Origin of the sequence: Streptomyces fumanus (assembly GCF_014655295.1) — a bacterium.
GTDB lineage: Bacteria > Actinomycetota > Actinomycetes > Streptomycetales > Streptomycetaceae > Streptomyces > Streptomyces fumanus.
In genome coordinates, this window is record NZ_BNBI01000003.1 from 179,402 (window position 1) to 200,317 (window position 20,916).

At 72.2% G+C, this 20,916-nt stretch carries 22 protein-coding genes; 8 read left to right on the plus strand and 14 right to left on the minus strand.

All coding sequences use genetic code 11. The features are described 5' to 3' along the window. Positions 1-101 precede the first annotated feature (101 nt). Positions 102-1,475: a cellulase family glycosylhydrolase gene (locus IE316_RS07945; protein WP_190203437.1), complete on the plus strand. Its 1,374-nt coding sequence runs from the start codon at positions 102-104 to the stop codon at positions 1,473-1,475. A gap of 161 nt (positions 1,476-1,636) precedes the next feature. Here the strand turns inward: IE316_RS07945 and IE316_RS07950 are convergent, their stop codons facing one another. After that, entirely contained in the window at positions 1,637-2,377 is a 741-nt protein-coding gene (locus IE316_RS07950; RefSeq protein ID WP_190203438.1) for a dienelactone hydrolase family protein, read from the minus strand. Between the two features lie 171 nt (positions 2,378-2,548). Beyond that, entirely contained in the window at positions 2,549-2,977 is a 429-nt protein-coding gene (locus tag IE316_RS07955) for a RidA family protein (protein WP_190203439.1), read from the minus strand. 101 nt (positions 2,978-3,078) lie between these two features. Between IE316_RS07955 and IE316_RS07960 the strand changes: the two genes are divergently transcribed. After that, entirely contained in the window at positions 3,079-3,462 is a 384-nt protein-coding gene (locus IE316_RS07960) for a winged helix-turn-helix transcriptional regulator (RefSeq protein ID WP_190203440.1), read from the plus strand. Positions 3,463-3,496: 34 nt separating this feature from the next. Here IE316_RS07960 and IE316_RS07965 read toward each other — a convergent pair whose 3' ends face one another. From IE316_RS07965 to IE316_RS07985, 5 genes are all read right to left on the minus strand, one after another. Continuing rightward, complete coding sequence (locus IE316_RS07965; protein ID WP_229910266.1) at positions 3,497-4,708, minus strand: PP2C family protein-serine/threonine phosphatase; 1,212 nt, start codon at positions 4,706-4,708, stop codon at positions 3,497-3,499. A gap of 124 nt (positions 4,709-4,832) precedes the next feature. After that, a complete protein-coding gene (locus tag IE316_RS07970; protein ID WP_229910267.1) occupies positions 4,833-5,120 on the minus strand; it encodes a hypothetical protein in 288 nt (95 codons plus the stop codon). Continuing rightward, complete coding sequence (locus IE316_RS07975) at positions 5,120-5,557, minus strand: hypothetical protein (protein WP_190203443.1); 438 nt, start codon at positions 5,555-5,557, stop codon at positions 5,120-5,122. Before IE316_RS07975 ends, IE316_RS07970 begins: the two co-directional genes overlap by 1 nt. Positions 5,558-5,931: 374 nt before the next feature. Continuing rightward, the gene (locus IE316_RS07980) at positions 5,932-7,353 is read right to left on the minus strand and encodes a non-reducing end alpha-L-arabinofuranosidase family hydrolase (protein WP_190203444.1); all 1,422 of its coding nucleotides are present in this window, start codon (positions 7,351-7,353) and stop codon (positions 5,932-5,934) included. 63 nt (positions 7,354-7,416) lie between these two features. Continuing rightward, on the minus strand, positions 7,417-9,060 hold the full coding sequence (locus tag IE316_RS07985) for a glycoside hydrolase family 43 protein (RefSeq protein ID WP_190203740.1): 1,644 nt from the start codon (positions 9,058-9,060) through the stop codon (positions 7,417-7,419). A 392-nt stretch (positions 9,061-9,452) separates the two neighbouring features. On the opposite strand from IE316_RS07985, the gene IE316_RS07990 reads away from it, so the two are divergent. Next, the gene (locus IE316_RS07990; protein WP_190203445.1) at positions 9,453-11,099 is read left to right on the plus strand and encodes a glycoside hydrolase family 27 protein; all 1,647 of its coding nucleotides are present in this window, start codon (positions 9,453-9,455) and stop codon (positions 11,097-11,099) included. Between the two features lie 43 nt (positions 11,100-11,142). Here IE316_RS07990 and IE316_RS07995 read toward each other — a convergent pair whose 3' ends face one another. Both IE316_RS07995 and IE316_RS08000 read right to left on the minus strand, forming a co-directional pair. Further along, the gene (locus IE316_RS07995; RefSeq protein WP_190203446.1) at positions 11,143-12,042 is read right to left on the minus strand and encodes a restriction endonuclease; all 900 of its coding nucleotides are present in this window, start codon (positions 12,040-12,042) and stop codon (positions 11,143-11,145) included. A gap of 152 nt (positions 12,043-12,194) precedes the next feature. Continuing rightward, entirely contained in the window at positions 12,195-13,169 is a 975-nt protein-coding gene (locus IE316_RS08000; protein ID WP_190203447.1) for a GlxA family transcriptional regulator, read from the minus strand. 135 nt (positions 13,170-13,304) lie between these two features. On the opposite strand from IE316_RS08000, the gene IE316_RS08005 reads away from it, so the two are divergent. Both IE316_RS08005 and IE316_RS08010 read left to right on the plus strand, forming a co-directional pair. Then, positions 13,305-13,943 (plus strand): HD domain-containing protein, encoded by a 639-nt coding sequence (locus IE316_RS08005; RefSeq protein WP_190203448.1) that lies wholly within the window; start codon positions 13,305-13,307, stop codon positions 13,941-13,943. 40 nt (positions 13,944-13,983) lie between these two features. Then, positions 13,984-14,904, plus strand: coding sequence for an NADP-dependent oxidoreductase (locus tag IE316_RS08010; RefSeq protein ID WP_190203449.1), 921 nt, complete (start codon positions 13,984-13,986; stop codon positions 14,902-14,904). 24 nt (positions 14,905-14,928) lie between these two features. Here IE316_RS08010 and IE316_RS08015 read toward each other — a convergent pair whose 3' ends face one another. Further along, positions 14,929-15,576 (minus strand): HD domain-containing protein, encoded by a 648-nt coding sequence (locus IE316_RS08015; protein WP_190203450.1) that lies wholly within the window; start codon positions 15,574-15,576, stop codon positions 14,929-14,931. A gap of 192 nt (positions 15,577-15,768) precedes the next feature. Continuing rightward, on the minus strand, positions 15,769-16,152 hold the full coding sequence (locus tag IE316_RS08020) for a winged helix-turn-helix transcriptional regulator (protein WP_190203451.1): 384 nt from the start codon (positions 16,150-16,152) through the stop codon (positions 15,769-15,771). A 122-nt stretch (positions 16,153-16,274) separates the two neighbouring features. Between IE316_RS08020 and IE316_RS08025 the strand changes: the two genes are divergently transcribed. Both IE316_RS08025 and IE316_RS08030 read left to right on the plus strand, forming a co-directional pair. Continuing rightward, positions 16,275-17,111 carry an enoyl-CoA hydratase/isomerase family protein gene (locus IE316_RS08025; RefSeq protein WP_190203452.1) on the plus strand — a complete coding sequence of 279 codons (837 nt, stop codon included), beginning with the start codon at positions 16,275-16,277 and terminating at the stop codon, positions 17,109-17,111. Between the two features lie 96 nt (positions 17,112-17,207). Continuing rightward, entirely contained in the window at positions 17,208-17,756 is a 549-nt protein-coding gene (locus IE316_RS08030; RefSeq protein WP_190203453.1) for a putative immunity protein, read from the plus strand. Positions 17,757-17,867: 111 nt separating this feature from the next. Here the strand turns inward: IE316_RS08030 and IE316_RS08035 are convergent, their stop codons facing one another. After that, positions 17,868-18,317 carry a spore-associated protein gene (locus IE316_RS08035; RefSeq protein WP_190203454.1) on the minus strand — a complete coding sequence of 150 codons (450 nt, stop codon included), beginning with the start codon at positions 18,315-18,317 and terminating at the stop codon, positions 17,868-17,870. Positions 18,318-18,425: 108 nt separating this feature from the next. Further along, the gene (locus tag IE316_RS08040) at positions 18,426-18,824 is read right to left on the minus strand and encodes a VOC family protein (RefSeq protein WP_190203455.1); all 399 of its coding nucleotides are present in this window, start codon (positions 18,822-18,824) and stop codon (positions 18,426-18,428) included. Positions 18,825-18,919: 95 nt separating this feature from the next. Here IE316_RS08040 and IE316_RS08045 point away from each other — a divergent pair, with 95 nt between their 5' ends. Continuing rightward, entirely contained in the window at positions 18,920-19,894 is a 975-nt protein-coding gene (locus IE316_RS08045) for a helix-turn-helix transcriptional regulator (protein ID WP_190203456.1), read from the plus strand. A 49-nt stretch (positions 19,895-19,943) separates the two neighbouring features. On the opposite strand, the gene IE316_RS08050 is transcribed toward IE316_RS08045, so the two are convergent. Further along, positions 19,944-20,906 carry a zinc-binding dehydrogenase gene (locus tag IE316_RS08050; protein WP_190203457.1) on the minus strand — a complete coding sequence of 321 codons (963 nt, stop codon included), beginning with the start codon at positions 20,904-20,906 and terminating at the stop codon, positions 19,944-19,946. Positions 20,907-20,916: the final 10 nt, after the last annotated feature.

A 20,916-nucleotide genomic window follows, 5' to 3' on the forward strand; every position in this document is an offset into this window, starting at 1 on the left:
TCGGATGCCTGTACGGGAGCCGACGCGCCGGTGTACGGTCTCGGGCCGACGCCTTTTGGGAGCGCTCCCAAAAGGATTCCGCTTCGTCGAGGAGAGATGCTGTGAAACGCATGCTGGCGTTACTGGCGACCTGCGCGACGGCCCTGGGCCTGACGACGCTGGCCGTCCCGCAGGCGGTGGCCGCCACCGGCTGCAAGGTGGACTACACCGTCACCAGCCAGTGGGCGGGCGGCTTCCAGGCCGGGGTGAAGATCACCAACCTGGGCGACCCCGTCAGCAACTGGACGCTGAAGTTCACCCTGCCGGACGCGGGACAGAAGCTCACGCAGGGCTGGAACGCCACCTGGTCCCAGTCCGGCTCCACGGTCTCCGCCACCAACCTGGACTGGAACCGCACCCTGGCCACCGGCGGCAGCACCGACCTGGGCTTCACCGGCACGTTCACCGGCTCCAACCCCAAGCCGAGCGCGTTCACGCTCAACGGCGTGGCCTGTACCGGTGACATAGGCGGCGAGGATCCCACCGACCCGGGCGACTCGACGCCCGTCGGCACCAACGGGCAGCTCCACGTCTGCGGCGTGAACCTGTGCAACCAGTACAACCGGCCCATCCAGCTCCGGGGCATGAGCACGCACGGCATCCAGTGGTTCAGCAAGTGCTACAACAACGCGTCCCTGGACGCGCTGGCCAAGGACTGGAAGTCGGACCTGCTGCGCATCGCCATGTACGTGCAGGAGCAGGGCTACGAGACGGACCCGGCCGGCTTCACCAGCAGGGTGAACAGCTACGTCGACATGGCCGAGGCCCGCGGGATGTACGCCCTGATCGACTTCCACACCCTGACGCCGGGCGACCCGAACTACAACCTCGACCGCGCCAAGACGTTCTTCGCCTCCGTCGCCGCCCGCAACGCCGCGAAGAAGAACGTCATCTACGAGATCGCCAACGAGCCCAACGGCGTGAGCTGGACCGCCATCAAGAACTACGCCGAGCAGGTCATCCCCGTGATCCGGGCCGCCGACCCGGACGCCGTCATCATCGTCGGCACCCGCGGCTGGTCCTCGCTGGGCGTCTCGGACGGCTCCAACGAGACCGAGGTGATCAACAACCCGGTCAACGCCACCAACATCATGTACGCGTTCCACTTCTACGCGGCGAGCCACAAGGACAACTACCGCGCCGCGGTGAGCCGGGCGGCCTCCAAGCTCCCGCTGTTCGTCACCGAGTTCGGCACGGTGACCGCCACCGGCGGCGGGACGTTCGACCGGACCAGCACCACGGCCTGGCTGGACCTGCTCGACCAGTTGAAGATCAGCTACGCCAACTGGACCTACTCCGACGCCAACGAGAGCAGCGCGGCCTTCAAGCCCGGTACCTGCAACGGCACCGACTACAGCAGCAGCGCCGTACTGACCGACTCCGGGGCACTGCTGAAGAGCCGTATCAGCACCCCTGACTCCTTCCCCACCTCCTGACCGCCCCACCCGCGACTGGGAGCGCTCCCGAAAACGGGGCGCTCCCGGTCGGCTCGGTCACCGGGCAGTGACCGTGCTCGCCGGCGCCCTGGCGGCGTCGCTGGTTCCGGCGGGCACGGTCCGAGCCTGCCGCCCGCCGGTGACCCGGCGGGCGGCAGGTGTCACTTCAGGTGCCGGGTGAAGAACCGGGCCGCGGCCTCGCCCGCGAAGGGCGGTACGCCGGTGTGTCCGCCCATGTTGGCGTGCAGCGTCTTCTCCGGGGAGCCGAAGGCGTCGAACAGGTCCAGGGCCGCCTGCCGGTCGTTGCCCTCGTCGTCCCACTGCAACAGGACGTGCAGCGGGATGGTGACCCGGCGGGCTTCCTCGAAGCTGGCGCGCGGGACGAAGCTCCCGGCGAAGAGCACCGCGGCCGAGATGCGCGGCTCGACCACCGCCAGTCGGGTGCCGAGGGCGATCACTCCGCCCGAGTACCCGACCGGGCCGCCGACCTCGGGGAGCGCCAGGAAGGCGTCCAGGGCGGCCCGCCATTCCGGGGCGGACGCGTCGACCAGGGGGAGGACGAGCGCGTCGATGATCTCCTCGCCGACCGGCCGGCCGGCCTCCATGGCCCGGCGCAGGTCGGCGGCGGCCCGCTCGGCGGCGGGCCACCGCGGCCGGTCGCCCTTTCCGGGGAGTTCGATGGTGGCCGTGGCGAAACCGTCCGCCGCGGACCCCCGGGCCCGCTCCACCAGCCGGGGATACACCCTGCGCAGCCCGAGCGGAGGAGGGCTGAGCAGGATCAGCGGCACCGGCGCGGCGGCGGACGCGGACACGGGCGTCCACAGGAAGCCGGGGATGTCACCGAGGGTGAACGCGCGCTCGAGAACGGTGTCGTCGAGCCGCCGTTCGGAAGTGAATCGCATGGTCGTGCCTTTCGGGAGGGCCAGAAGACGGCGCTCCCGGACGACCTACCGCCCGACCGTGACCCCGGAGGAGAGCACCCCTGTCGATACGTTCACGGGTACCACCTCCTCCTGACGCGCACGGCCACCGGAAACCTAGCAGCCGCTGCCGTGGGTGCGTCAACGGTGCCGTCACCGCCGCCCGGTTCCCCGCGCGGAGAGCCGGGGCAGTTCCGTGTCGACGACGAAGCCGATCTCGACGACCTGGCCCGGCAGGGTCAGGTCGGTGACGCCGAGGACCGTACTGGCCGGGCGGTGGTCGCCGAAGTACGCCAGGTTGGCCTCGGCCAGGGCAGCGGCGTGCTGCCGCAGGTCCACCACGTACAGGGTCTGCGAGACGATCTGGTGCCGGGTGGCGCCGTAGTGGTCCAGGACCTTGTCCATGTTGGCGTGGGTCCGCCGGAGCTGGGCCGCGAAGTCGCCCGCGTGGCGGAACTCGCCCGCGTCGTCGAACGAGAGCTGACCGGAGACGTGGATCAGTTGACCGGACCTGATCGCCTGGGCGTAGCCGAAGTCGCTCTCGGCCGGGATGCCGAAGGCGAAGACATCGATGGGGGCCATGGTGGCCGTCCTTCCGTCGTGCTCTCTTGTGGTTACTCGGGAACTGTAGGAGAGTGACGGTTGACCTGGAAGAACGCACTTTTCGGTGACTGGGGAACCAGATGGTGACCAAGCGACTGCTCAAGGGACTGCCCGAGGACGCCGACCTGCGGCGCGCGGACTCGCTGGCGCGGGAGATCTTCTCGGACGTGGCCAACAAGTGGGCGCTTCTGATCATCGAGGCGCTCGGCGAGCGCACCCTGCGCTTCAGCGAACTGCGCGACGAGGTGGAGGGCGTCAGCCACAAGATGCTCACCCAGAACCTGCGCATGCTGGAGCGCAACGGCCTGGTCGACCGGAAGGTGCACCCCACCGTGCCGCCGCGCGTGGAGTACACCCTCACCGGGCCGGGCCGGGGCCTGCTCGCCGCGGTCGACGCCATCTGCGGCTGGACCCACCAGCACCTCGGTCACATCGAGGGCGCCCGCCGCCGCTTCGACGCCTGACGGCCCGGGGCGACCGCCACGGGCGCCCGCCGCGTCACGGGACGAGGACGTCCTGGTCCCCGCCGCGCCACTCGGCCAGCAGGACGGTGGCGTCGTCGTCCATGGGCCCGGGGTGGTGGTCCAGTACGGCCTGCATCAGACGGCGCAGGGTCTCGTGCAGGGTGAAGTGGCCGGAGTGGTGACGCAGCACGAAGTCGACGAAGCGGTCGCGGCCGAACTCGTTGCCCTCCGCGTCACGGGCCTCCACCACACCGTCGGTGTAGAGCACCAGCCGGTCACCGCGCTGCAACTGCTCGCGGCAGACGGTGATGGGAAGCCCCAGGCCGGTGCCCATGGGGCCGGCCGGCGGACAGGTCAGGGTGGTGCTGCCGCGCTGGTCGCGGATGAGCAGGGGCAGGTGGTGGCCGCGGTTGATCCAGGTCAGTACGCCGGTGGTGGTGTCCAGGTCGGCGAGGATGCCGGTGACGTAGCGCCTGGCGCCGAACTGCTCCATCAGGGTGCGTTCCACCCACCGGCTGGCATCGGCCAGGGAGGCGCCCTGGCGGCGGGCGTTGCGGCAGGCGGAGACGGCGACGTTGGCGGTGATGCCGGCGGCGGTGTCGTGTCCCATCGCGTCGAACACCGCCAGGTGCAGGGTGGTGCCCGCCAGCGCGAAGTCGAAGGCGTCGCCGCCCAGGTCGTAGGCGGGTTCCAGGACGGCGCCGACGGTGACGTTGTGACCGGCGTACGCCGGGGGCGGCATGAGGTTCGTCTGCATCTCCGCCGCCACGTTCATCGGCGCGCTGCGCACCAGCCGCGCGTAGGAGTCGCTGAAGGAGCGCTTGCTCAGCAGCAGCAGCGCGATCACCGACGCCACCTCGCTCAGCACCTGCTGCGGCTGCTCGCCCTCGGCGACGTCCGTGCGCAGCACGCCCAGCCGCTCCACCCCGTCGGTGATCGGTGTCCACCACCGCCGCCGGCCCTGCCGGGTCCCGGATTCCGCGATGCTCTCGACCCGCTGCCAGGCCCGGCCCGGCAGCGTGCCGTCGACCCGCACCTCCTCGCCGCCCTCCCCCGCGTCCAGTCCACGGCCGGTGACCTCGCGCATCACCTTGTCCTGGAGGTCCACCAGGAACATGGCGCTGTCGTGCAGTCCCACGGAGGCGGTGCGCTCGGCCACCAGGCGGGGCAGCGCCTCCAGGTTGGTCGTGTGGGAGAGCTGGACCAGGTCCACCAGCATCTCGGCCGTGCGTCCGCGATCGGTCACATCCACCAGTCTCCCCCGTGCCATCCGGATCAGCTTCCCCCTTCGGGGTGACGGGCGGTTCTTCGCCGGCCGGGGCCGGCGAAGAACCCGAGAGGCTGTCTCCCCAACCTCTCGTCCGCCCGAGTCACCCTTCCTCCTGCGTCCACACACCCGGCTTGCGGCCGGCGGTGGTCGTCCCGTGGCCAGTGCCCTCCTGGCGGGGTACGCGGGACGCGCCGGGTTCCGCGGTGCCGTCCCGCCTCGGTGTCGGCGGGGCGGGTGCCGGGGGTGTGGTGCCGCCGGCGAGGCCGAGACGGAGGTGGACGAGCCTGGCGATGTCGGTGAGGGTGCCGTTGGCGCTGCGGAGCGGTTCCATGGGCGGGATCTCCACCTCGTAGCGGGTCTGGAGGGTGACCAGGAGTTCCGTGGCCATCAGTGAGTCCAGGCCGTAGCCGTCCACGCGCTGGTGCGGGTCGATCTGGTCCGGGTCCAGGGGTCGCGGCGGCCCCGGAGGATGCCGGGGAGCTGGTGGGTCTGGTGGGCGAGCAGTGTCTGCCCGTGCACGAACGCCGATGCCTCGGTCGAGGCCCGTGCCGTCACCTCGGGATACCGTACCGGCGTCGCCACCAGGCGGAACCGGCCGTCGGGTTCGGGCCGCAGGGCGCCGCTGCGGCGCAGTGCCGGGGTCAGCAGTTCCACGAACCTGACGTGCCGTTCGTCCAGTCCGTGGGCGACCAGGTCGGGCCTGCTCCAGGGACCGGAGTGCGGGACCGGCTCGGCCAGCGCGGTGCCGAACATGGCGGTGATGGCGTCGGTGACGAGTTCGACGCCGGCCCGGTGCAGGGCCGGGTAGGAGCCGTTGGACAGCATGACCCGTTCGCAGCCGAACCGATGGGCCGGGACCAGGCGGGCGCGCAGGCCCCGCTCGGAAGCCCGGCGCCGATGACGACGACGGTGTACTCCTCCGCTGACGCGCCCCGCCCTGGGTGCGGCGCGTCGGGGGCGGGGGTGGACGGGTCCATGGGCGAGCTCCGGTGCGAGGGTGCGAGGTCCGCGGGGTGGGGCCGGCGCGGTACGGGGCGCCCGCGACCACGCTATCCGGCGGCACCCGCGTCACCGGCCCGGTTCGCCCGTCCGGGGAGGCGTCCGGGGCACGGGAGTCGACCGCGCGGACCGACCGGGCCGGACGCGGAGGGAACCCCGGCCGTGGCACGGCCGGGGTTCCCCGGGGAGGTGGACGCCGGTCAGCGCTGCAGGGTGAGCACGCCCGGCCGCCACGGCAGTTGGTCGTAGGGACCGCCCGCGCTGGGGGACTTGCCCTGGTAGAGGAACTGCAGGTTGCAGGGGTCGATGGTCATGGTCTGGTCGGGGTTGGTGCGGACCAGGTCACCGTGGCTGATGTCGTTGGTCCAGGTGGCACCGCTGTTGGCCTTGCCCGCGAAGGGGTTGCTCTCGCTGGTGGCCTGCGGGGTCCACGTACCGTTCAGGCTGGAGGCCGTGAACGAGCGGAAGTAACGCCCGTTGGCGCCGATCGCCTCGACGATCATCAGGTACTGGTTCTGGCCCTGCACCTTGTAGACCTGCACCGCCTCGAACAGGTTGTTCGTCGAGTCGCTCATGATCGTCGTGTACGAGGAGCCGAAGTTGCCGGGGAAGTTCCCGATCGGCATGCTCGCCCGGTAGATCTTGCCGTTGTCACCGGCGAAGAACAGGTACATGTTCTGGCCGTCGGCGATCAGCGTCTGGTCGATCGGCCCGGTGCCGGAGCCGGAGATGCTGCCGGTGAACAGCGGCTGCGGCGCGGACCAGCCGTTGGGGTTGGTGGGGTCGCTGGAGGTGCGGTAGATGAACGGCCACGAACCCCACTGGTACGCCAGCACCCAGATGTTCTTGGGCGCGAAGTAGAACAGCGTGGGCGCCACCGCGGCCTGGTTCATGCCGGTCTGCCGGGCCGAGGCCATGTCCGACCAGTTGGTGAAGGGGGCGAACGCCATCGAGCCGTACGACGATCCCGACACGTTGGTGCCGTAGACCAGGTGCTTGCCGTTGTAGACGACGTTGGTGAAGTCCTTCAGCGCGGCCCACCCGTTCGCCGGCTGGGCCAGCGCGCCGGTGGACGACCAGCGGTACGTCGACGGCAGGGCGCAGGTGCCGTTGCCGCCGCCCGAGGACAGGCCGGTCCACTTCTGGTTGCTGCCGCCGTTGCAGGTCCCGATCTGCACCGCCGTGCCGTTGGCCGTGCCGGCGCCGGCGGCCTCCAGGCACAGTCCGGACTCGACGCCGACCACCGTGCCGTCGGAGTTGATCCGCCACTGCTGGTTGGCGCCGCCGGAGCAGCCCCAGATCTGCACCCGGGTGCCGGCCGCGGTGGCGTGGCCCGGGACGTCCAGGCACTTGTCGCCGTACACGGTGAGCTGGTTGCTGTCCGTCGACGTCCACTGCTGGTTGGTCCCGCCCCAGCAGTCGTAGAGCTGCAGGGCCGTGCCGTCGGTCTGGCCGCCGCCGACCACGTCGAGACATCTGCCGGAGCCGGTGCCGCGCAGGGCGCCGGTGGCGGCCGCCTGGGCCGGGGTGGCGACGAGCATCGCCGCCAGCGCGGCCAGGACCGCGCCCACGGTGGCGACCACCACGGACGCGTGTCTGCGGCTGACATGTCGTTTGCGCATGGGACCTCATCTTTCGTGTGTGAGCGGTCCGGTCGGTTCCGTCGGGGGCTGTTCCGACCGGGTTCAGGGCGTGGCCAGTTCGAACCGCGTGACGCGGACCGAACCGCCGAGCGCCCGGGTGGCGTAGGAGAAGAGGGCGAAGCGGTAGCCCATGAAGAACCGCCAGTCGTTGCCCATGGAGAAGTCGGGGCCCAGGCGGGTGAACGTGACGCCGTCGGTGCTGTAGGAGAACCTCCCCGGGCGGGCCGATCCGGGGCGGATGTCGGCGCTGGCGCGCAGCCAGACGCGGGTGCCCGTGACGGGCGCGCTCGCGGCCTCGTAGCCGGTGCCGGTGGTGTTCCAGTTGGTGTCCATGGTCAGCCCGTTGACCATCACCAGCCGGGTGGTGCCGCCCTCGCGTTTGAGGCCGATCCAGGCCGAGGAGTCACGCAGCAGGGCGAGTCCGGCCCGGTCGCCGTCGGTCATCGCCGAGTGGTCGAGCTGGACGGTGGCGGTGGAGGTGGGACCCTGGATGCGGTGCGTGAGGGTGTTGCGGGCCCAGTACAGGTCGTTGGTGACGGTGGCGGTGCGCAGGGTCAGGCCGTTGCCGAGCGACCACTTGGTGTTGTCCGGGTTGTGGTTCCACTCCCACCTGGGTTTGAGGGAAGTGCCGTCGAAGGCGTCGACACCGGTCATGGGGGTGACCTGGCGGGGCGGGGCCGGTACGGCCGGGCTGGGGTAGGTGGTGCCCCAGGCCCCGTTCACCGTCTGGACCACCGGCCAGCCGTCCGAGGTCCAGGTGACCGGGGCCAGCGCGGGCATCCGGCCGCCGGGGTAGGCGTCGACGAAGGCGAGGTAGTACCAGGCGCCGCTCTGCGTCTGCACCAGGCCGCCCTGGTGCGGGACGCCGCCGCCGGAGATGGGCCCGCGCAGGTCGAGCAGCACCTGCCGCAGGGTGTACGGGCCGAAGGGGCCGCCCGACGACTTCAGGATGTACTGCCCGTTGGCGGGCCGGGTCAGGAAGATGTAGTACTGCCCGTTGATCTTGTAGAAGCGGGAGCCCTCCAGGGTACCGATGCTCGACGGGGTGGTGAACACCTGCTGGGTACGAACCTGGCTGCGGCCGTCCGGGGACAACTGGGCCACGCTGATCGTGGTGTTGCCGTACGCCACGTACAGGGTGTCGTCGCTGTCGACCAGCAGTCCCGCGTCGTAGTACGGCGTGCCGATGGTCGTCAGCCGGCTCCAGGGTCCCTCGGCGGCCGTCGCGGTGTAGACGTACGTCCGGGCGAAGTCGATCTGCCCCAGCCAGTAGAACGTCCTGTTGCTCGGGCGGTAGGCCAAGGAGGACGCCCAGATGCCCCGGACGTAGCCGCGGGCGCCGTTCAGGTCGTACTTGGCGCCGAAGTCCAGGACCGGTACCGAGTGGCCGGCGATCTCCCAGTGCACCAGGTCGTACGAGCGCAGGACGGGCGCGCCCGGCGAGTAGTGCATGGTCGAGGCCGAGGCGTAGTAGGTGTCCCCGACCCGGATGACGTCGATGTCCGCGAAGTCCTGCCAGATCACCGGGTTCGTGTACTCCCCCGCGGCGAGGGCGGGCTCCCCGACGGGGGCGGAAGCGGCGCGGGAGGCGCCCGCTAGCGGGAGGACGGCGCCGGCGGCGAGACCGGTGGCGGCCGCCAGGGCACGGCGGCGCGAGAAGGACTGCTCTGGCCATGGCCATGACATATGCATCGTACGGCGCACCCCTTGCGGCTCGGCGGTTGCGGTGGATGTGCGGACGTGCCGGTGGTTTTGTTCGAGATGTCGAACGCAAGTCGAGGTATCGAGCAACTTGGATGGTAGGCAATCAGTGAACGGCGTCAATAGTTTTCGCATGGATCGCCGGTACAGCCGAAACATTCGTCGTCATGGAAGTGGCGTTCCCGCAGGTGGGGGCCGTGAACGACCGCCCGTACAGGCGCGATCACCGCGTCGGCGGCGGAAACGGGCGGGTTACGCCGGTGGTGTTGACACGGCAGGTCGGCTCCTTGAGTATCTGCGGGCACCTACGCATTTCCGAACGGCGTCCGAAATTTCGACCCCCGGGTCAGGGGGTTCCTCCGGAGAAGGAGTTCTCGGTGCCCAGACGAACAGGCGGACGACTCTTCCGCCTTCTCGCGACCGCCGTCCTGACGGTCACCGCGTCCGTGACAGCCTCCGCCCACTCCCCCGCCACGGCGGCGCCGGGCAGCCCGGCGCTCACCCCGCCGCTGGGGTGGAACAGTTGGAACAGCTTCGGGTGCGGCATCACCGAGGCCCAGGTGCGCCAGGCCGCCGACGCGATGGTGTCCTCGGGCATGCGGGACGCCGGTTACCGGTACGTCGTGGTCGACGACTGCTGGTTCGACCCGCAGCGCGACGCGGCGGGGAACCTGCGGGCCAACCCGACCAAGTTCCCCAGCGGCATGAAGGCGCTCGGGGACTACATCCACGGCAAGGGCCTGAAGTTCGGCATCTACCAGGCGCCGAACGAGCGCACCTGCGCCCAGGCCACGGGCGGTTACCCGGGCGCCACCGGCAGCCGGGGCCACGAGGCGCAGGACGCGGCCACCTTCGCGTCCTGGGGTGTCGACTACCTCAAGTACGACTGGTGTTCGTCGAGCGGCACCCGTGACGAGCAGGTGGCGCGGTTCACCCTCATGCGGGACGCGCTGCGCGCCACCGGGCGGCCGATCGTCTACAGCATCAACCCCAACAGCCTGCACGCCATCACCGGCGCCACCTACAACTGGGGCGAGGTCGCCGACCTGTGGCGCACCACCGAGGACCTGCTCGACATCTGGCAGAACGGCAACACCAACAGCTATCCGATGGGCGTCGGCAACGTCCTGGACGTCACCGCGCCACTGGCCGCGCAGAACGGGCCGGGACACTGGAACGACCCCGACATGCTCGTCGTCGGCCGTCCCGGCCTGACCCTGACCGAATCCCGCGCGCACTTCGCGCTCTGGGCGCTGCTGGGTGCCCCGCTCATGGCCGGCAACGACATCCGCACCATGTCCGCGGACGTGAGCGCGATCCTGCGCAACTCCCGTCTGCTGGCGGTGAACCAGGACACGCTGGGCGCGGGCGGACGCCGGGTGCGCGACGACGGGAACACCGAGGTGTTCGCCAAGCCGCTGTCCGACGGTTCGGTCGCGGTGGGCCTGTTCAACCGGGGCGGCGGCACCGCGACGGTCACCACGACGGCCGCGCAGGTCGGCCTGTCCGGCGGGCCGTTCACCCTCACCGACCTGTGGACCGGTGGCACGTCGAGTACGTCCGGGCAGATCTCCGCGAGCGTCCCCGCGCACGGCGTGGCCGTGTTCCGGGTCACCGGCGGCACCCCGCTGGCCGCCACCACCGCACGGCTGCGCGGCGGCGCCTCCGGCCGCTGCGCGGACGTGGACAACGCCTCCACCGCCGCCGGGGCCACCGTACTGCTGTGGGACTGCCACGGGGCCGCCAACCAGTTGTGGACCACCTGGGCGGGCGGTGAGATCCGGGTCTACGGCGACAGGTGCCTGGACGCCTACGACCAGGGCACCGCCAACGGCACCCGGGTGATCACCTGGCCCTGCAACGGGCAGAACAACCAGAAGTGGACCGTCGGCTCCGACGGTTCGATCCGCAACGTCCACGCCGGGCTGTGCCTCGACACCGAGGGCGCCGGCACCGGCAACGGGACGCGGCTGGTGCTGTGGAGCTGCACCGGGCAGGCCAGTCAGCGGTGGAGCCGCGCCTGAGCGTCCGCCGTACACGGTGGTGGCGGCGCCGGTCGTCCGTGGCTCAGCGCCGGGGCCCTTCGGGGACCGGCGCGGTCCACGGGGCCGGCGCCGTGCCGTCGCTCCAGGCCCGCAGGGCCGCCCCGTCCACGCAGACGATGCCGCACTGTTCGGCGTACTCGACGGCCGGGGCCGTGAAGTCGCTGGTGGTGACGATGACGGCGACATCGGCCTCGTGGACGGTGTAGCAGGTGCCCCCGAACCGCTGGAGGTCCTGGGAGCCGACGCGGTTGCCGTCGCCGTACCGCTTGCACTGGATGACGATCCGCCGCCCGTCCGGCGCGACGGCCAGGACGTCGGCGCCGAGGTCTCCCGCGCCGCCCACCACCTCGGCCCGGGAGCATCCGTCCCGTTCGCACAGCGCCGCGATCGCCTGCTCGAACTCGTCGGGGTCCAGGGTCGCGTAGTCGAGCGTCTCGCCGAGCGTTTCGCCGAGTGGTTCGTCGGGTGCTGGCTCGGAGACGAGCGTCGCGGAGGCGTCGGCCGCCGCTCCGCCGCCCGGCAGCGGGACGGTCGGTTCCGCCGCGGTGTGGCCGGTGCGGGGCGCGGGCACGGCCGGGGACCCGGCCCCGCCGGGCGCCGCGGTGGCCGGGGCCGGGGTCTCCAGTACGTCGAGCGCCGTGTGCGTCGCCTCCTCCAGCGCCACCGCGGCCTGGTGCGCGGCCCGCTTGGCGGAGAACCCGCGCCGGTGCCGCCGCAGACACAGGTGCAGGACGGCCGCCGTCACGACGAGGGCGAGGACGATCCCCCACCCCGGGCGGTGCCGCAGGGCGGCGGCCGCCCAGCGGACGGCGAAGCCCATGATGATCACCAGGAGCGCGAGCAGACCGAAGAACACGGCGGTCGCCCGCAGATCGAAGGACCGTCGGCGCTCGCTGAGCCGTATGCGGCGTGTCCGTGACATCACGCGAGACTCCCTCCCCTGGTCATCGGCAAGATCACAGAACCGCCTGCCCCGAGATCACCGACTTGATCGCTTTTCCGGCGACCGGGCCGGGAGCCGACGGGCTGGGCGGTCGCTTCACGAGGCCGTGCGGGGCGGGTCCTCGGTGGCCGTCACCCGGGCTGGTCGCGGCGGGCGGTGGCGAAGCGGCGCTGGTAGGCGGTGGGGCTGAGGGACAGTTCCCGGGCGAAGACGCGGCGCAGGCTCTCGTAGCTCGGGAAGCCCGCCAGGGACGCCGCCCGGGTCGCGGTGTGCCCCTGGTCCAGCAGCGACTTGGCGATGTCGAAGCGGATCGACTCCACGTACCGGGCGGGTGTGGTGCCCATCTCCTCGCGGAACAGCCTGGTGAGGTGGCGCGTACTGACGTTGAGCCGCCCGGCGAGTCCGGTGAGGGAGTGGTCGCCGGCCGGGTCCGCGGTGACCAGGTCGACGATCCCGCGCAGGGCGGGTGACCGGGGCGGCGGGCCCTGCAGCGGGGCGGAGAACTGCGACTGGCCGCCCGCCCGTTGCAGGTAGACCACCAGGGAGCGGGCCACCTCGCGGCTCAGGTCGGGACCGTGGTCCTCCTCGACGAGGGCGAGCGCGAGGTCGATGCCCGCGGTGACGCCCGCCGATGTGTAGGTCGTGCCGTCGCGGACGTAGATGGCGTCCGGCTCGACCCGGACCTGGGGGTGGCGGGCGGCGAGTTCGCCGGTGATCTTCCAGTGGGTGGTCGCCCGTTTGCCGTTCAGCAGGCCCGTCGCGCCGAGGACGAAGGCACCGGAGCACACGGAGGCGACCCGCCCGGCCCGCGCCGCCAGGTCCCTGGTCGCCTCGGCCAGGTCGGGCGCGACCGGCGTCCTCGGATAGATGTCCCCGCCCGGCATCAGGAACGTGCCGGGGTCCGGCTCCCGGGCGGCGCTGCCCTCGACGGCGATGCGCATCCCGATCGAGGAGGTGACGTCGGCGCCCGACGCCGACACCAGGGCGATGCGGTAGTCGGCGCCGAGCAGGTTCGCCTCCCCGAACACCTCGCCGGGGCCGGCGACGTCGAGCAGTTTCACACCGTCGTAGACGAGGACCGCGACCCGGTGCGAGCCGGCGTTCACCGGACCGTCCCGGGGTGGCCGGATTCGAGGGGTTCGTGGCCGGACCGAGGCGGCGCCGGGGGCCCTGTGATCGGCATCGTGGGAAACGTACGCACGGTCCACTCGCAGCACATCGCACCGGGGAGCACGGACATCATGACCGACATCATCGCAGGGGTGGAACTGCCCGATACCCCGGCCGTCGCGGCGGCCACGGAATTCCTCACGGAGCGGACGAATCCGCTGATCTTCCATCACTCCCGGCGGGTTTTCCTCTTCGGTTCCCTGCACGCCCGGGACCTGAACCTCCGGGCCGATCCCGAGTTGCTCTACGTCTCCGCGGTCTTCCACGACGTAGGTCTTCTCGTGCCTTTCTCCGGCACCCCGCAGCGTTTCGAGCTGGACGGCGCGGACCACGCGCGGGAATTCCTGCTCGCCCGGGGTTTTCCCGGCGCTGCCGCCGAGGTGGTCTGGAGGGCGATCGCGCTGCACACCACCCCGGGCGTGCCCGGCCGGATGGAACCCGAGGTCGCCGCCACCCACTACGGCGTGCTGACCGACGCGGTCGGCTGGGGGCTGGACAGGCTGGCGGGCGACCGGGTGGAGGAGGTCGTCGCCGCTCATCCGCGCGGTGATTTCAAGAGGGAATTCCTGCGGGCATTCGTCGACGGTCTCAAGGACCGCCCGGACACGACGTACGGGACCGTCAACGCGGACGTCCTGGAACACTTCGTCCCCGGATTCCGGCGTACCTCCATGGTGGAACGCGTCCTCGACGCTCCCTGGCCCCGGTAACCGTCGCCACGGCAGCACACCACGACAGAAAGGCAATACCATGCGCGCCCTCACCGTCCGCGATCGCGAGGCCGGGACCGCCGGACTGACCCTCGAGGAACTCCCCCGTCCCCATGCCGCCGAGAACGACGTCGTCGTGCGCGTGCACGCGGCGGGCTTCACCCGGGGCGAGCTGGACTGGCCCGCGACCTGGACCGACCGCGCCGGCCGCGACCGCACCCCGAGCGTGCCCGGCCACGAGGTCTCGGGGGTGGTCGCGGAACTCGGCTACGGAACGACCGGCCTCACCGTCGGCCAGCGGGTCTTCGGGCTGACCGACTGGGCCCGCGACGGCTCGCTCGCCGAGTACGTCGCCGTGGAGGCCCGCAACCTCGCCCCGCTGCCCGCCGACGTCGACCATACGGTGGCGGCGGCGCTGCCGATCTCCGGGCTGACCGCCTGGCAGGGCCTGTTCGACCACGCCCGGCTCGCCACCGGCCGGACCGTCCTGGTCCACGGTGCCGCCGGCGGGGTCGGCTCGATCGCCGTCCAGCTCGCCCGCGAAGCCGGAGCCCGGGTGATCGGCACGGGCCGCTCCGCCGACCGGGACACCGTCCTCGGCCTGGGCGCGCACGCCTTCCTCGACCTGACGGCCGACGGGTGGGCGGAGACGGACCAGGTGGACGTGGTGTTCGACGTGATCGGCGGTGCCGTCCTCGACCGCTCGGCCGCCCTGGTCCGTCCCGGCGGCACGCTCGTCACCATCGCCCATCCGCCCACCGTGCGCCCCGAGGACGGGCGGGCCCTGTTCTTCGTGGTGGAACCCGACCGCGCCCGCCTGACCGACCTCGCCGCACGCGTGCGGGACGGCCGGCTGCGGGTCCGGGTCGGCGCGGTGCGGTCACTGACCGAGGCGGCCACCGCCCTGGCCTCGCGGCAGCGCGTCCCGGGCCGCACCATCATCCGCGTCACCGAAGGCTGAGGGCGGGCCCGCCCCGCGGCCGTGTCACTCCGCCCACGGCGAGTCGAGGACGGTGCGGACGAAGTCCCCCCGCCGGAAGCCGGGCACATAGTGCTCCAGCACATCGGCCTTGACGTTGCCGAAGGTGGTCTCCGGCCGCGGGCGGACGCCGTCGGTGAAGGCGGTGAGGATGCGCCGCTTGAAGTCGGGGCGGGGGTGCAGGGCGACGATGTCCTGCCGGTCCGCGTCGGAGACCGCCGCGTACCCGATGCCGAGGACGTCGTACTCGACGCCCGCGGTGACGAGCGCGACCTCCGGCTCCATGAACTCGGGGATGCCGGGGGTGGTGTGCAGGGCGATCGCCGTCCACACCCGCCGCACGCTGTCCTCGGGCACGCCGTGCGACTGCAGGAAACGCCGGGCCTCGTCGGCGCTGTCGACCTCGAAGCGGCGTCCGCTGGAGCGGAACTCCTCGTTGAGGCCGAGGTCGTGGAACATGGCCCCGATGTACAGCAGTTCCGGGTCGAAGCCGAGGTCGCGGTTGCGGCCCTGGAGGCTGCCGAAGAAGTACACGCGGCGGGAGTGGTGGTAGATCAGCTCGCTGGTGCGGTCCCGGACCAGTTCCGTGGCCTCGCGGGCCAGCCTGGTGTCGGGCACGGGGATTCCGGCCACCAGGGTCGCGTCCTGGGTCATGGCCTCTCACCTCATCCTTCTGCGGCTCCCTCACGGAAGCCCTCTCGGGAGCGTCCCGGGCCTGATCCCGGGTCCGGCACCACCGCAGTCTGCTCCGCCGGGCACCGCGCCCACCACGTCCGTAAGGCCATGTCTCCCACGCATACGGACATCACCCGGACGGTCAGGAGCCCCCCGGCGGAGCGCGCGGGCTCAGGGCGAGGGCCGGTCGGTGCGGCGGTCGTACTCCCGCTGGTGCGCCTGGATCTCGTCGGCGTGGGCGACCGTCCACGCGTACAGCGCGCCGAACGGCTCCCGCAGGGACGCGCCGAGCGGGGTCAGGGAGTACTCCACCCCGACCGGCGAGGTCGGCAGTACGCGGCGCACGATCATCCCGTTGCGTTCCAGGCGGCGCAGGGTCTGGGTGAGGACCCGCTGGGTCACGCCCTCCAGGCGGCGCTTGATCTCGTTGAACCGGCGTGGCTCGTCCAGGACGGCCATCACCATCATCGACCACTTGTCGGCGATCTGGTCGAGGATCGGGCGGCTGGGGCAGTCGACGCGGTAGACGACGCCGCGGGTGTCGGAAGCGGTCATGCAGGTATCCTCCGCGATCCTTGAGATGCCGAAAGTGCGTTATTGACGCTGGTCTCCGGTGACCGCACGGTGAGTATGCATCAGGAACCTAGATGCCTACCAGGTACCGATCGGAGACCCCCATGAGCCAGGACACCCGCGCCTACCCGACCCTGCGGGTGACGCGCGAGGACGGCGTCGCCCGTGTCACCCTCGACAACCCGCCCGTCAACGTCCTGGACGTCGCCCTGATGGCCGACCTCCGGCATCTGCTGACCACGCTGCGGGACGACGGTTCGGTCCGGGTGATCGTGTTCGAGAGCGCCGACCCGGAGTTCTTCATCGCCCATGTCGACATGTCGCTCGTCGACGCGCCGCACGCCTTCGACGAGCCGGCGGCCGAGGTGCCGGACGGCGTCAACGTCTTCCAGGGCCTCGGGGAGCTGCTGCGGCACCAGCCCCAGGTCACCATCGTCAAGCTCGCCGGGCTGGCGCGCGGCGGCGGGGCGGAGTTCGTCGCGGCGGCGGACATGGCGTTCGCGGCGATCGGCCGGGCCGGGATCGGCCAGATCGAGGCCCTCATGGGCATCGTCCCCGGCGGCGGAGGCACGCAGTACCTCGCCCAGCGGGTCGGCCGCAACCGCGCCCTGGAGGTGGTGCTCGGTGCCGACCTGTACGACGCCGAGACCGCCGAGCGCTACGGCTGGGTCAACCGGGCCGTCCCCGCCGGTGAACTGGACGCCGTGGTGGACAGACTCGCCCGGAACATCGCCGCGCTGCCCGAGGGCGTGATCGCGGCGGCCAAGCGGGCCCTCGCGCCGGCGGACCTGGCGGAGGGGCTGCTGCGGGAGCACGACGCCTGGGCGGGCCAGATCGTCCGTCCGGCGGCCGAGCGGCTGATCCGCGGCGGCCTGGCCCACGGCGCCCAGACCCCCGCGGGCGAGCGCGACCTGGAGGGCCTGCTCCGCGCACTGGCCTGAGCCGGCGGGCCCGTTCACCCGGGACGCGCCGACCCGATGGGCCGGTACCGCCCCACCCGTACCGCCCTGTCCGCCTCCTCGCCGAGAATGGCACGCATGACAGCCGAAGCGAGCGAGGTCGCTCTGAGCAAACAGGAACTCCGCGCGGTGACCGCCTTCGCGGCGGCGTGTGCCGAAACCGTGCTGGAGGTGTTCGAGGCGGATCAGCCGGACGACCCACGGCCCCGGGCGGCCATCGACGCCGCGTGGGCCTTCGCCCGGGGCGGGGAGCGCGGCAGGGCGCTGCGCGACACGGCGTCGGCGGCGCTGAAGGCGGCCAGGAGCGCGCGTACGCCCGCCGCGCGCGAGGCGGCCTGGGCGGCGATGTCGGCGGCGGGCGCCGCCTATCTGCATCCGCTGGCCAAGGCCACTCAGGTCAGGCACATCCTCGGGGCCGGTGCCTACGCGGCCAGGGCGGCCGAGCTCGCGGCCGGTGACGATCGCGGTGCCGGTGCCGGGCACCTTCGGCGGGCGGTGGCGTGGGCGACGCCGGTCGTCGTGGACGTGCTGCGGCGCTTCCCCGCGGCGCCGGACGGGGGCGGGCGGGTCGGCGAGCTGACGCGCGTGCTGGACGCGGACCTCCGGTCGCTCACCTTCACCGGGTAGTCCCGCGGCGGCCGTCGCCCGCCGCGTCACCGTGTGCGCGGCCGTCCGCACGGCACACCGCCCCGGCGCGGACGCGGCTGCGTCCGGCCGGGGCGAGCGCGCTGGTGCGGATCAGCGGATGGAGGTGGTGCGGTGTTCCTTCATCGCGGCGCAGTTGGAGCCGGTCACGTCGACGGAGACGTTGCCGATGCTGCCGCCCCAGTCGACGCAGTGGCCCTTGCCGTAGGCGTAGGCGGGACCCGCGTAGGACGTGTACTTGCCGTAGTCGCCGTCACCCTTGTCGGTGTCCGGGATGTAGAGGTAGGCGGACATGTCGACGGCCGTGCCCGTGGTCTTGCGGATGGTCACGACGCAGTTCTTGCCGTTGGCGGAGTTGTAGGTCAGGTAGACGGTCCCCTTGGTGCCGACGGGTACGGAGTTCACCGTCTTGTAGCCGCTGCCGCAGACGGTCCCCGGGGTGACGCTCGCGGCGGCCGAGGCGGGCGCGGCGAGCACGGTGGTACCGGCGAGCGCCGCCGCCGTGACGGCGACCGCGACGAGCGTGGAACGGATCGATGCCATGTTTCCCCCTACTACGGTCCGGGAGCCGGTCATTGCTCCTGTTTGGTGTGACCCGTGGGGTACGCAAAGGGTTGTGCGGAAATCAGCCGGGATCGCGCCCGGCGTCCGTCAGCGGCCGAATTTGGCGATGGCGGCCGGGGTGACGGGCGTGAAGAAGTTGACGAGATGGCCGTCGGGGTCACGGACCAGGAGCGAGCGGTTGCCCCAGGGCATGGTGGTGGGCTCGTTGAGGATGTCGGGGACGAAGCCGGTCAGGTGTTCGTGCACGCGGTCGACGTCGTCGACCAGGAACTCGATGATCACGCTGCGGTTGTCGGCCGGGTGCGCGGAGCCGGGCGCGAACAGCGGGACGGTACGGGTGCCGGCGACGGCGAGGGTGGCGTGGGGGGTCCTCAGTTCGGCGAAGTCCTCGGTGGACCAGGTCGCCGGAGTCCCGGTGGCCCTCTCGTAGAACGAGACGAGGCGGGCGACATCGCCGGTGATGATCCGGATCGAGACGAAGTCCATGGTGCTGTTCTCCTGAAGACGTGAGGTCGTTGCCCTGCGCACGTTAGAACGATTACTGGACAGAACCCGCCCGGTATTCGCGTTAGTCTCGCCGCATGTCCCGACCCACCGGCCGCGTCCTCACCCTCCTGGAGCTGTTGCAGTCGGGCGGCACCCGGACCATGGCCGAACTCGCCGACCGGCTCGGCGTCGACGGGCGTACCGTGCGCCGGTACGTGGATCACCTGATCGACCTCGGTGTGCCGGTCGAGGCCGTGCGCGGCCGGTACGGCGGCTACCGCCTCGCCCCCGGCTACCGCCTGCCGCCGCTGATGTTCACCGACGACGAGGCGCTCGCCGTACTGCTCGGACTGGTCGCCGGCCGCCGGGCGGGGCTCGTGCCCACGGCGGCGACCGCGAGCGAGACGGCGGCGGCCAAGATCCGGCGGGTCCTGCCCGAGCGCCTGGCCCGCAGGCTCGCCACCGTGCTGGAGACCCTCGCCTTCACGGAACCGTCCGATGAGTTCCCCGCCCCCGACGCGGGCGTCCTGCTCACCCTCGCCGACGCGGTGCGCCACCGCCGGCCGGTCTCGCTCCGGTACACCGACCGCGACGGCCGGCGCACCGACCGCACGCTGCACCCGTACGGGGTGGTGGCGCACGCGGGCCGGTGGTACGTCACCGGTGCCGACCCCGGGGCCGGTGCGGACCGGACGTTCCGGCTCGACCGCATCGCCGATGCCCGGGCCCTGCCCGGCGAGTTCGCGGCGCCCGGCGGGCCGGATCCGGTGGAGCGCGTGCTGACCGGGTTCGCCACCGCGCCGTACCGGCACGAGGTGACCGTGCGGGTCCAGGGGACGGTCGAGCAGATCCGCGCCCGGCTTCCGGCCGGGATCGCGAGCGTCGAGGAACCCGCGGCCGGGGCGGGCGAGGGCTGGCCGCGGGTCGAGATCCGGGCGGAGCGGCTCGACTGGCTGCCTCCCCTCCTCGCCTCCCTCGACCGGCCCTTCGTCATCGAACGCCCCGGCGAACTGCGCGACCTCGTCATCGCCTTCGCCGACCGCCTCGCGGCCCGCGCCCGCGGTTCCTGACCGGCCCGGGCGGTGGCACCGGCGAGGCGTCGTACCGTCTCCGGCGGGCTCAGGGCACCAGCACGATCCTGCCGAACACCCTGCCCGCGTCCATCTCCCGGTGGGCCCGGGCCGCCTGGTCAAGGGGCAGCACCTCGTGCACGACCGTGCGCAGCTCCCCGCGGGCGGCGTCGGCGAACTGCGCCGCCCGGACGGCCTGCCGGTCGGGGCCTGGCACGGTGTCGGCGCTGAACGCGGCGAACGACGGGGACCTGCGGAAGTTGGCGACGAGCCGGGTGCCGAAGTCGGCCGGGGGCTGCCCGCCGACCACGCCGACCGCCACGTACCGCCCGTTGGGGTTCAGCCTGTCCACGAAGTCGGGGAGCCGGGGACCCCCGACGACATCGAGCACCACGTCGACGCCGGCCGGCGCGTCCGGGCCGCCGTCGCCGGAGCGGTCCAGGACGTGGGTGGCGCCCAGGTCCCGCAGCCGGGCGCCGCGTTGTGCCGAGGAGGTGGTGACCAGCACCGCGCCCGCGCCGGCCCGGGCCGCGAGCTGGACCGCCGTGATCCCGATGCTGCCGGCCGCGCCGCGCACGAGCACCGCCTCACCGGGCGCCGTACGGGCGCGCTCCAGGGCGTAGTGGGCGACCACGCCGGAGCCGCCGAGCGTCACCGCGTCGGCGGCGGTCAGGCCGTCGGGCAGCGCGAGGACGTCCCCGAGCGCGGCGACGGCCTGCTCGGCGTAGCCACCGGACAGGCCGGTGAACGCCCACACCCGGCGGCCGATCCACGAGGTGTCGACACCGTCTCCCACGGCGGTGACGCTTCCGGCGACCTCGCTGCCGAGAAGGTGGCCCTCCCGGAAGCCGTGGGCGGCCAGCGTGCCCCGGCGGATCACGGCGTCCACGCCGCCGACGCCGATCGCCTCGGTGGTGACGCACACCTGCCCCGGTGCGGGGACGGGCGCGGGCAGATCGGCCACCTCCAGTCCGGCGGGGTCTCCGAACGCCTTGATCACGACGGCTCTCATCTCTGCTCCT

Excerpts from the sequence above, each read along its gene's own strand:
- IE316_RS07960 (WP_190203440.1), top strand. The coding sequence starts at position 3,079 with ATGGTGACCAAGCGACTGCTCAAGGGACTGCCCGAGGACGCCGACCTG.
- IE316_RS07995 (WP_190203446.1), bottom strand. The coding sequence starts at position 12,042 with ATGTCACGGACACGCCGCATACGGCTCAGCGAGCGCCGACGGTCCTTC.
- IE316_RS07955 (WP_190203439.1), bottom strand. The coding sequence starts at position 2,977 with ATGGCCCCCATCGATGTCTTCGCCTTCGGCATCCCGGCCGAGAGCGAC.
- IE316_RS07985 (WP_190203740.1), bottom strand. The coding sequence starts at position 9,060 with ATGTCATGGCCATGGCCAGAGCAGTCCTTCTCGCGCCGCCGTGCCCTG.
- IE316_RS08045 (WP_190203456.1), top strand. The coding sequence starts at position 18,920 with ATGTCCCGACCCACCGGCCGCGTCCTCACCCTCCTGGAGCTGTTGCAG.
- IE316_RS08010 (WP_190203449.1), top strand. The coding sequence starts at position 13,984 with ATGCGCGCCCTCACCGTCCGCGATCGCGAGGCCGGGACCGCCGGACTG.
- IE316_RS08030 (WP_190203453.1), top strand. The coding sequence starts at position 17,208 with ATGACAGCCGAAGCGAGCGAGGTCGCTCTGAGCAAACAGGAACTCCGC.
- IE316_RS08005 (WP_190203448.1), top strand. The coding sequence starts at position 13,305 with ATGACCGACATCATCGCAGGGGTGGAACTGCCCGATACCCCGGCCGTC.
- IE316_RS08025 (WP_190203452.1), top strand. The coding sequence starts at position 16,275 with ATGAGCCAGGACACCCGCGCCTACCCGACCCTGCGGGTGACGCGCGAG.
- IE316_RS08050 (WP_190203457.1), bottom strand. The coding sequence starts at position 20,906 with ATGAGAGCCGTCGTGATCAAGGCGTTCGGAGACCCCGCCGGACTGGAG.
- IE316_RS07980 (WP_190203444.1), bottom strand. The coding sequence starts at position 7,353 with ATGCGCAAACGACATGTCAGCCGCAGACACGCGTCCGTGGTGGTCGCC.
- IE316_RS08040 (WP_190203455.1), bottom strand. The coding sequence starts at position 18,824 with ATGGACTTCGTCTCGATCCGGATCATCACCGGCGATGTCGCCCGCCTC.
- IE316_RS08015 (WP_190203450.1), bottom strand. The coding sequence starts at position 15,576 with ATGACCCAGGACGCGACCCTGGTGGCCGGAATCCCCGTGCCCGACACC.
- IE316_RS08020 (WP_190203451.1), bottom strand. The coding sequence starts at position 16,152 with ATGACCGCTTCCGACACCCGCGGCGTCGTCTACCGCGTCGACTGCCCC.
- IE316_RS07950 (WP_190203438.1), bottom strand. The coding sequence starts at position 2,377 with ATGCGATTCACTTCCGAACGGCGGCTCGACGACACCGTTCTCGAGCGC.
- IE316_RS07970 (WP_229910267.1), bottom strand. The coding sequence starts at position 5,120 with ATGGCCACGGAACTCCTGGTCACCCTCCAGACCCGCTACGAGGTGGAG.
- IE316_RS08035 (WP_190203454.1), bottom strand. The coding sequence starts at position 18,317 with ATGGCATCGATCCGTTCCACGCTCGTCGCGGTCGCCGTCACGGCGGCG.
- IE316_RS07975 (WP_190203443.1), bottom strand. The coding sequence starts at position 5,557 with ATGCTGTCCAACGGCTCCTACCCGGCCCTGCACCGGGCCGGCGTCGAA.